General features: G+C 61.5%; 7 protein-coding genes. 5 read left to right on the plus strand and 2 right to left on the minus strand.

Annotation, left to right across the window (positions count from 1 at the left end):
* Nucleotides 1-54: 54 nt before the first annotated feature.
* On the minus strand, nucleotides 55-753 hold the full coding sequence (locus ACW9I6_RS27125; RefSeq protein ID WP_008430557.1) for a response regulator: 699 nt from the start codon (nucleotides 751-753) through the stop codon (nucleotides 55-57).
* On the minus strand, nucleotides 728-4,114 hold the full coding sequence (locus ACW9I6_RS27130; protein WP_087695378.1) for an ATP-binding protein: 3,387 nt from the start codon (nucleotides 4,112-4,114) through the stop codon (nucleotides 728-730). Before ACW9I6_RS27130 ends, ACW9I6_RS27125 begins: the two co-directional genes overlap by 26 nt.
* 354 nt (nucleotides 4,115-4,468) lie before the next feature.
* Between ACW9I6_RS27130 and urtA the strand changes: the two genes are divergently transcribed.
* From urtA to urtE, 5 genes are all read left to right on the plus strand, one after another.
* A complete protein-coding gene (gene urtA, locus ACW9I6_RS27135) occupies nucleotides 4,469-5,677 on the plus strand; it encodes an urea ABC transporter substrate-binding protein (protein WP_003218263.1) in 1,209 nt (402 codons plus the stop codon).
* Between the two features lie 247 nt (nucleotides 5,678-5,924).
* Nucleotides 5,925-6,842 carry an urea ABC transporter permease subunit UrtB gene (urtB, locus tag ACW9I6_RS27140; protein ID WP_008430559.1) on the plus strand — a complete coding sequence of 306 codons (918 nt, stop codon included), beginning with the start codon at nucleotides 5,925-5,927 and terminating at the stop codon, nucleotides 6,840-6,842.
* A gap of 10 nt (nucleotides 6,843-6,852) precedes the next feature.
* The gene (urtC, locus tag ACW9I6_RS27145) at nucleotides 6,853-8,013 is read left to right on the plus strand and encodes an urea ABC transporter permease subunit UrtC (RefSeq protein WP_003218260.1); all 1,161 of its coding nucleotides are present in this window, start codon (nucleotides 6,853-6,855) and stop codon (nucleotides 8,011-8,013) included.
* Complete coding sequence (gene urtD / locus ACW9I6_RS27150; RefSeq protein ID WP_307517252.1) at nucleotides 8,010-8,768, plus strand: urea ABC transporter ATP-binding protein UrtD; 759 nt, start codon at nucleotides 8,010-8,012, stop codon at nucleotides 8,766-8,768. Before urtC ends, urtD begins: the two co-directional genes overlap by 4 nt.
* 10 nt (nucleotides 8,769-8,778) lie before the next feature.
* Nucleotides 8,779-9,468 (plus strand): urea ABC transporter ATP-binding subunit UrtE, encoded by a 690-nt coding sequence (gene urtE, locus ACW9I6_RS27155; protein ID WP_008430563.1) that lies wholly within the window; start codon nucleotides 8,779-8,781, stop codon nucleotides 9,466-9,468.
* The last annotated feature ends 67 nt before the right edge of the window (nucleotides 9,469-9,535 follow it).

Below are 9,535 nucleotides of genomic sequence, written 5' to 3' on the forward strand. Positions count from 1 at the left end.
TAAAAAATTTGGTGACTGACACACCGCATTCGCGAGCAAGCCCGCTCCCACATTTTAGACCGTGGCCATCTGTGGGATCCGGGTTGGACTCATCGCCGCCATCGCCACCGAAGTCGCCGCCGTGCGCGTCTCCACTCCCAGCTTCACATACACATGCTCCAGATGCTTGTTCACCGTCCTCGGACTCAACCCAAGAATGTCGCCAATATCCCGATTGGTCTTGCCACACGCCACCCAACGCAGCACTTCCACCTCCCGCTCCGTCAGTTGAAACCGCGCCGACAATAGCTTGTGCGCCGGCTCATCCTCCAGGGTGATCACGCTCGGCTGTGTCGCCGCCCGCGCCGACAGCAAAATCCGCGACGTACGCAAATGCGCCGCCACCCGCGCCAGCACTTCATCGGTCTGGATCGGCTTGGTCACGTAATCGCTGCCGCCCACCTCGAACCCCTGCACCACATGCTTGCTGTCGGTCAGCCCAGTCATGAACACCACCGGAATATCCGCGCTGGCCGGTTGTGCCTTGAGCCGGCGGCAGGTTTCAAAGCCGTCCAGCCCGGGCATCACCGCGTCCAGCAGGATCAAATCCGGGCGCCGGCGTTGCACGCGGTTCAGCGCGCTGAGGCCGTCCAGCGCCACCAGCACCATGTAGCCGGCGTCGTCCAGGGCGTCGGAGAGCATGGCCAGGTTGTCCGGGGTGTCGTCGACAATCAGCACCACGCCGGGCTCAGCGCTGTGGGTCAAGGCATTCATCTTCGGCCTCCTTCAGGATGCGGTTGAGTTCTTCCAGGCGAAAGCTTTTCAGCAAGGCCCGGAGCTTGTTGATGAACGGTGCGGTACCTGGGCTGTCCAGCACGATGGCGTCGAGCTTTTCATGCAAACCACGCACATAGCCAATGGCGCTCAGTTCGGCGAGCACCGCGAGTTCTTCTGCGCTGGGTAGCGCGCCTTGGGTCGCGACCGGCGCGGCGAGGGGTGTGCGACGGCGCAGCCATTGCAAGTCCAGGTGCAGTTGCAGGCGTCCGAGCAGTTCAGGGGTACGCACCGGCTTGGCCAGGTAGTCGTTGCAGGCGCCGGCGATGCTGCGTTCGCGGTCGTCAGTGAAGGCGTTGGCGGAGATGATGATAATCGGCGCGGCAGACAGCGCATTACGCCGGATCATCCGGCTGGTGGCCCAGCCGTCCATGGTCGGCATCGACAGGTCCATCAGGATCAGGTCCGGCGACAGCAGCGCCACCTGGCGGATCGCCTCCTGGCCGTTGCTGGCCTGGGACACCTCGAAGCCCAGGGGCGTGAGCATGCCGCTGAGCACCTTGCGATGGTCCACGTGGTCATCCACCACCAGGATGCGCCGTCGTTCGCCGTGGTAGCCGATGATGTCGTGCTCCACATGCACCACCGCTTGCGGCACGCGGACCTGGGACAGGAACAGCCGTACCTGGAAGCAGGTGCCCTTGTCCAGCTCGCTGACCACCCGCAATTCGCCGCCCATCAGCGAGGTCAGCATGCGTGTGATGGTCAGGCCCAGACCCACGCCCTTGTCCTGGCGCATCAGGTCGCCGCGTTCGAACGGCTGGAAAATCCGCTCGATCTGTTCCGGGTCAATCCCGATGCCGGTGTCGATGATTTCGAAGTTGGCGGTCTCGCGCATGTAGCTGACCCGCAGGCGCACCTCGCCGCTGTCGGTAAAGTTGATCGCGTTGCCCAGCAGGTTGATCAGGATCTGCCGCACGCGTTTTTCATCGCCGCGCACTACGGCGGGGATCTTGCCCACGCAGTCCAGGCGAAAGCGCAGGCCCTTGTCTTCGGCCTGGGGGGTGAACATCTGCTCCAGGTCGTGGATCAGTTCCGGGAAGGGGATTTCGGTGAGCTCCAGGCGCAGCTTGCCGGCCTCGATCTTCGCCACGTCCAGCAGGCCGTCGATCAGCGACAGCAGGTGCGAGCCGCTGCGCAGGATGGTCGCCAGGGCATCCTGATGCTGCTCGGGCATTGCGCTGTCACGCTGCAGAATCTGGGTGAAGCCAAGGATGCTGTTGAGCGGCGTGCGCAGCTCGTGGGACAGCCCGGTGACGTAGCGACTCTTGGCCGCGTTCGCTGCTTCCGAGGCTTCCTTGGCCTGTTGCAGGGCCTGGTCGGTGAGGCTGTGGGCGGCGATCTCCTGCATCAGCAGCGAGGTTTGCCGGTCGGATTCTTCCTGGGCCACCCGCCGGCTTTCGCGGGTGAGTACTACCCACCAGGCGAGTACGGCGGCCAGCACCGAGAGCGTGAGGAACGCCTTGAAAAACGCCTGGTACAAGGTTTGCGAATGGGGCAAACCCTGGGCCGCCTGCATGTAGATCAGCGCCAGGGCCCCGGCGAGCATCAGCACCAGCGCCATCAACAATCCGAGGTAATGCGCCAGCCGGGTATGCAGGCGCGGTACCAGCGTGGTCGGCAACAACCAGCGCAACACCCCTTCGAACTGGCTGGCCAGGCGCGCGTGGGGTTTGCAACGGTCGCCGCAACGCGCATCCAGTGAGCAACAGAGCGAGCAGATCGGCGTGCTGTAGGCCGGGCAGAACGCCATGTCGGCGGTCTCGAACGGGTTGCTGCACAGCCCGCAGATCACCAGGCCGGTGCCGGGTTGCGGGTGAATCAATTGCGCCTCGCTGCTGCGCGCAATGTAGTAGCGGCCCTTGGTCAGCCACGCCAATAGCGGCGCCATGATTAACGCGGTGCCCAGCGCGACAAACGGTGGCGCGGCCTGGGCCAGGGCGCCGAACAGGCCGAAGTGGGCGAGGATCGACAGCAGCGAGGCAATCAGCATCGAGCCGACGCCCACCGGGTTGATGTCGTAGAGGTGCGCACGCTTGAATTCGATGTGTTTGGGCGACAGGCCCAGGGGCTTGTTGATTACCAGGTCCGCTACCAGCGTGCCGATCCAGGCAATCGCGATATTCGCGTAGAGCCCCAGCACCTGCTCGATCACATCGAACACGCCGAGCTCCATCAGCATCAGCGCAATGGCGACGTTGAACACCAGCCACACCACGCGGCCGGGGTGGCTGTGGGTCACGCGGGCAAAGAAGTTCGACCAGGCCAGGGAGCCGGCGTAGGCGTTGGTCAGGTTGATCTTCATCTGCGAGATGAACACGAACAGCACCATCGCCCCCAGCGCCCATTCGGGAGAGGAGAACACATAGCCGAACGCGACGAGGTACATCTGGGTTGGCTCGGCGGCGCGCTCCATGGGGATTTCATGTTGCAGGGCGAGGAACGCCAGGAACGCCCCGGCGAACATTTTCAACGCCCCCGGCACGATCCAGCCGGGCCCGGCGCATAAAAGCGCGGCCCACCAGCGCTTGCGGTTGGCGCTGGTTTTTTCCGGAAGGAAGCGCAGGTAGTCCACCTGTTCGCCGATCTGCGTGACCAGCGACAGCGCCACGGTGCAGGCGGCGCAGAACGACAGCAGATTGAAGTCGCCACCGTCGCTGCTGCGGCCGACAAAGCTGGTCCAGTCGCTGAAGGCCTCGGGGTTTTTCCACAACACGAAGCCATAGGGAAGCACCAACAGCACCAGCCACAGCGGTTGCGTCCACAATTGCAGGCGGCTGATCAGCGTTACGCCGTAGGCCACCAGCGGGATCACCAGCAGTGAACAGATGACATAGGCGATGGCCAGCGGGATATGGAAATACAACTCCAGGGCCAGGGCCATGATCGCCGCTTCCAGGGCGAAGAACAGGAAGGTGAAACTGGCGTAGATCAGCGAGGTGATGGTGGAGCCGATGTAACCGAAGCCCGCGCCGCGGGTCAGCAGGTCCATGTCTACGCCATAGCGGGCGGCGTAGTAGCTGATGGGCAGGCCGGTGAGAAAGATCACCAGGCTGATGGCGAGGATCGCCCAGAAGGTGTTGGTAAAGCCGTAGCTCAAGGCCAATACGCCGCCGATGGCCTCCAGCGCCAGGAACGACACCGCGCCCAAGGCGGTGTTGGCGATGCGCAGTTCCGACCATTTGCGGAAGGACTTCGGGGTGTAGCGCAGGGCGTAGTCTTCCATGGTCTCGTCGGCGACCCAGGAGTTGTAGTCGCGGCGGATCTTGACGATGCGCTGGGTGCCGGGGAGGGGGTGCACGGTGGGGAACTCCTGCAAGGATGGGGAGATGGCAGCAATATTCGTGCCCCAGTCCTGCGGGGTGCGCTCTTCGTGGCGAGGGAGCTTGCTCCCGTTGGACTGCGAAGCAGGCCCAGCAAGACCACTTCATTTTTCCAGGCAGAACCGGGTCGCCGGTTTTGGGGCCGCTGCGCAGCCCAACGGGAGCAAGCTCCCTCGCCACAGGGGTTTCCTTTCCCAAGGCGGGCGGGATCCTGCTCGAAAATGGTGCGCAACGGCATACGTCAAATGACGTACCCCGTTACGTCAGGCTGCGTATACCCGCCGTGGCCACCTGCCGCCATGCTGAACCCCTCATTGCAGAGGAGTCGCCCCATGGAATCACGATTGATCCGCTCCAAACCGTTGTTGGCCTTATCACTGCTGGCGGCGAGTCTGTTCAGCCATGGCGTCATGGCCGACAACGAAGGCCTGGCGGTGACGCCTACCGAAGTCACCGTCGGCCAGTTGCACTCGGCCACCGGCACCATGGCGATTTCCGAAACCGGTTCGATCCAGGCCGAACGCCTGGCCATCGAGCAGATCAACGCCTCGGGCGGGATCCTCGGGCGGCAGATCAAGGTGATCCAGGAAGACGGCGCGTCCGACTGGCCGACCTTCGCCGAAAAGGCCAAGAAACTGCTGGTGAACGACAAGGTGGCCGCAGTGTTCGGCTGCTGGACCTCCGCTTCACGTAAAGCCGTATTGCCGATCTTCGAGAAAGAAAACGGCCTGCTCTACTACCCGACCTTCTATGAAGGCCTGGAACAGTCGAAAAACGTGATCTACACCGGCCAGGAAGCGACCCAGCAAATCCTTGCCAGCCTCGACTGGATCGCCAAGACCAAGGGCGCCAAAACCTTCTACCTGGTGGGCTCGGACTACATCTGGCCGCGCACCTCGATGAAGATCGCGCGCAAGCACATTGAAAACGTGCTGCACGGCACCGTGGTCGGCGAAGACTACTACCCGCTGGGCAATACGCAGTTCGGTTCGCTGATCAACAAGGTCAAGCTGAAAAAGCCTGACGTGGTGTTTGCGGCCGTGGTGGGCGGCTCCAACGTGGCCTTCTACAAACAGCTCAACGCAGCGGGCGTGAATGCGTCCAAGCAAACCCTGTTGACCCTGTCGGTGACCGAAGACGAACTGCTGGGCATCGGCGGCGAAAACATGGCCGGCTTCTATGCCTCGATGAAGTACTTCCAGAGCCTCGACAACCCGAACAACAAAGCCTTCGTGGAAGCGTTCAAGGCCAAGTACGGCAAGGACGCAGTGATTGGCGACGTGACCCAGGCGGCCTACCTCGGCCCATGGTTGTGGAAAGCGGCGGTGGAGAAGGCCGGCAGTTTCGACGTGGATAAAGTCGTCGCCGCATCGCCTGGCATCGAGCTGAAAAACGCGCCGGAAGGCTACGTGAAGATCCACGAAAACCATCACCTGTGGAGCAAGTCGCGCATTGGTGAAGTGCAGCCAAACGGGCAGTTCAAGGTGATCTACGAGTCGGATCTGATCGAGCCGAATCCGTTTCCGAAAGGCTATCAATAACCTCGGGTCTGGCGCTGATCTGAATGTGGGAACTGGTTTTGTGTGGGAGCGGGCTTGCTCGCGAAAGCGGTGAATCAGTGAGTGCATCCGGTACTGACACACCGTTGGGGGAGGAGGGGGGGGGGGGGGGGGTGACTCCGGGACCAACCCCCCCGCGCCAAAAACACCCCCCGCTCCCACACAAGCCAGCTCCCACATAAAGCAGAAGCAGATTGCATTTCAACCTCCCGCTCAGGAGACCATCATCATGGAATGGCTATCGGAATTTGGAGCCATCGCGGCGATGCAGGGGTTCAACGGCTTGTCCGTGTTCTGCGTGCTGTTGCTGATGGCATTGGGACTGGCAATCATCTTCGGCCAGATGGGCGTGATCAACATGGCCCACGGTGAGTTCCTGACCATTGGCGCCTACACCACCTACGTCTGTTCCAGCCTTACCGCGCATTTCGCGCCGAGCTTTCAGCCGTACTACTTTTTCGTTGCCATTGCCCTGTCATTCCTCGTCGCCGGCGCCGTGGGCTGGCTGGTGGAATGGGCGATGATCAGCCGCTTGTACAAGCGGCCACTGGACACCTTGCTCGCCACCTGGGGTTTGTCCCTGGTGATGCAGCAAACCTTCCGCTCGGTGTTCGGCGCCCGTGAAGTGAGCGCCGAACCGCCGGCCTGGCTGATGGGTTCGGTGAACCTCACCGACGCCATCGAAATCCCGCGCAACGGCCTGTTTATGATGGGCCTGACCGTGCTGCTGACCGGGGCGATCTTCGTCATGCTCTACCGTTCGCGCTGGGGCTTGCAGGTGCGCGCCACCGTGCAGAACCGCTTGATGAGCCGGGCGGTGGGCATCAACACGCGCAAGGTCGACCGCATGACCTTCGCCCTCGGCTGCGGCGTGGCGGGCGTGGCCGGTGCGGCGTTCACCACCATCGGCTCCACCGGGCCGACCGCCGGTTCGCAGTACATCGTCGACACCTTCCTGGTCGTCGTATTCGGCGGCGCGCAAAGCCTGTTCGGCACCATTGCCTCGGCGTTCGTGATTGCCCAGACCCAATCGCTGTCGGAGTTTTTCCTCAGTGGCTCGATGGCCAAGGTGCTGACGCTGTCGTCGGTGATCCTGATCCTGATGCTGCGCCCGCAAGGGTTGTTCTCCATCAAAGTGCGCAAGTAGAGGCGAACCGATGAAGGCTCTAGACAAACTGCTGGGCGGCCAGCAAAACCTGATCGGCATCGTGCTGTTGGCGCTGTTGATCCTCGTGGTGTTCCCGCTGACCCTGGACGCCTTCCGGCTGAACATGGTCGGCAAGTACCTGACCTACGCGTTCGTCGCGGTGGGCCTGGTGCTGTGCTGGGGCTATGGCGGGATTCTCAGCCTCGGGCAGGGGGTGTTTTTCGGGGTCGGCGGCTACTGCATGGCGATGTTCCTGAAGCTTGAGGCCTCGGACCCGATCAGCACCAAGATCCAGTCCACCCCGGGCATCCCGGACTTCATGGACTGGAACCAGATCACCGAACTGCCGTGGCTCTGGCAGCCGTTCCACAGCTTCACGTTTACCTTGTTCGCGGTGATTGCGGTGCCGGTGCTGCTGGCGTTCATCATTGGCATGGCGCTGTTCAAGCGGCGGGTGGGCGATGTGTATTTCTCCATCGTCACCCAGGCGATTGCGCTGATCCTCACGGTGCTGATCGTCGGCCAGCAAGGCCTTACCGGTGGTGTCAATGGCATTACTGACCTCAAGACCCTGCTGGGCTGGGACCTGCGCGGTGACGGCGCGAAGATGATCCTGTATTTCATCAACGCCGGGCTGTTGTTCGGCTGCATCTTCATTGGCCGTTTCATCCTCGCCTCGAAGCTGGGCCGGCTGTTGATGGCCATGCGCGACAAGGAAGAGCGGGTACGGTTTTCCGGGTATGACGTGGCCAGCTTCAAGATTTTCGTGTTCTGCGTGGCGGCGGCGTTCTCGGCGATTGGCGGGGCGATGTTTGCCTTGCAGGTGGGCTTTATGTCGCCGTCGTTCGTGGGCATCGTGCCGTCCATCGAGATGGTGATCTTTGCCGCGGTGGGCGGGCGCATGTCGTTGCTGGGCGCGGTGTATGGCGCGTTGCTGGTGAACTATGGCAAGACCTACTTTTCCGAATCCTTCCCCGAGCTGTGGCTATACCTGATGGGCGGGTTGTTTATCGCCGTGGTCATGTACTTCCCCAACGGCCTGGCGGGGTTGTGGGACAGCCATGGTCGCCAGGCCCTGGCCCGAGTGTTGCGGCGCAAGCCGGTGGTCAAGGCCGAGCCCGCGAAGATCAAGCCCAAGGCGGAAGCCAAGATCCTGGAGACACAGCCATGACTGCCGTTGGTTTTGAAATGAAGAAACCGGTGTTGGCTATCGAAGGCCTCACCGTGTCATTCGATGGCTTCAAGGCTGTCGACAACCTCAACCTGTATATCGACCGCAATGAAGTGCGGGTAGTGATCGGGCCCAACGGCGCCGGCAAAACCACGGTGCTGGATTTGATCTGCGGCAAGACCCGCGCCACCAGTGGCAGCATCCAGTTCGACGGCCAGGAACTGACCAAAATGCGCGAATACAACATCGTGCGCGCCGGGGTAGGGCGCAAGTTCCAGAACCCATCGATCTACGAAAACCTCACGGTGTTTGAAAACCTCGAGATGTCGTATCCGGCCGGGCGCAAGGTGTGGGGCGCGCTGTTTTTCAAGCGTAATGTCCAGGTGATTGCGCGGGTCGAGGAGGTGGCGCGGGAAATCTTCCTCGGCGACTTGTTGCAGCAGCAGGCGGACCTGCTGTCCCACGGGCAAAAGCAGTGGCTGGAGATTGGCATGCTGCTGATGCAAGACCCTGAATTGCTGATGCTCGACGAGCCGGTGGCCGGGATGAGCGTCAACGAGCGGGCGCAAACGGCCGAGTTGCTCAAGCGCATCAGCCAGGGGCGCTCGGTGTTGGTGATCGAGCATGACATGGAGTTCGTCAAGAGCATTGCCCACAAGGTCACGGTTTTGCATCAGGGCAAGGTGCTGGCCGAGGGCAGCATGGAGTCGGTGCAGAGCAATCCGAAAGTCATTGAAGTGTATTTGGGCCACTGAGGAGTCGGGCATGTTCAAGATCGACAAACTGTCGTGTGGGTACGGGCAGAGCCAGATTCTTCACGACCTGGAGCTGGATGTGGCGAAGCGTGAGATCGTCGCGGTGATGGGGCGCAACGGGATGGGCAAGACCACGTTGTTCAAGAGCCTGATGGGTATTTTGCCGCAGTGGCAGGGGCAGGTCAGTGTGGATGGGCATGATGTGTCTGCGCTTGAAACCCATGAGCGGGTGGAGCGGGGGATTGCCTATGTGCCGCAGGGGCGGATGATTTTTCCCAGCATGAGTGTGTTGGAGAATATTCAGACCGGGTTGCCGGCGGCGGCCCGGGGCAGGGTGCCTGAGGATTTGTATGCGCTGTTTCCGGTGCTCTATGACATGCGTTCGCGCAAGGGGGGGAATTTGTCTGGGGGGCAGCAACAGCAGTTGGCGATTGCCCGGGCGTTGGCGACGAATCCCAAGGTGTTGTTGCTCGATGAGCCGACTGAGGGGATTCAGCCTTCGATCATCAAGGACATTGCTCGTACGCTTAAGGAGATTCGCAATTTGCGGGATTTGACGATTGTTGTTTCTGAGCAGGTGTTGTCTTTTACTTTGGAAATTGCTGATCGGTTTTTGGTGATTGAGAAGGGGAGGTTTGTGATTGAGGAAACTCGGGATCGGGTGGATGAGGCGACTATCAGTCGGTATTTGTCGGTTTGACCTGGCTGGGTACATATCCGTTATTTGGGTAACGGCGGCTTATGGTTTCGCTCTTACAGCGAGTCAC

Source organism: Pseudomonas sp. SDO5522_S412 (assembly GCF_054071215.1).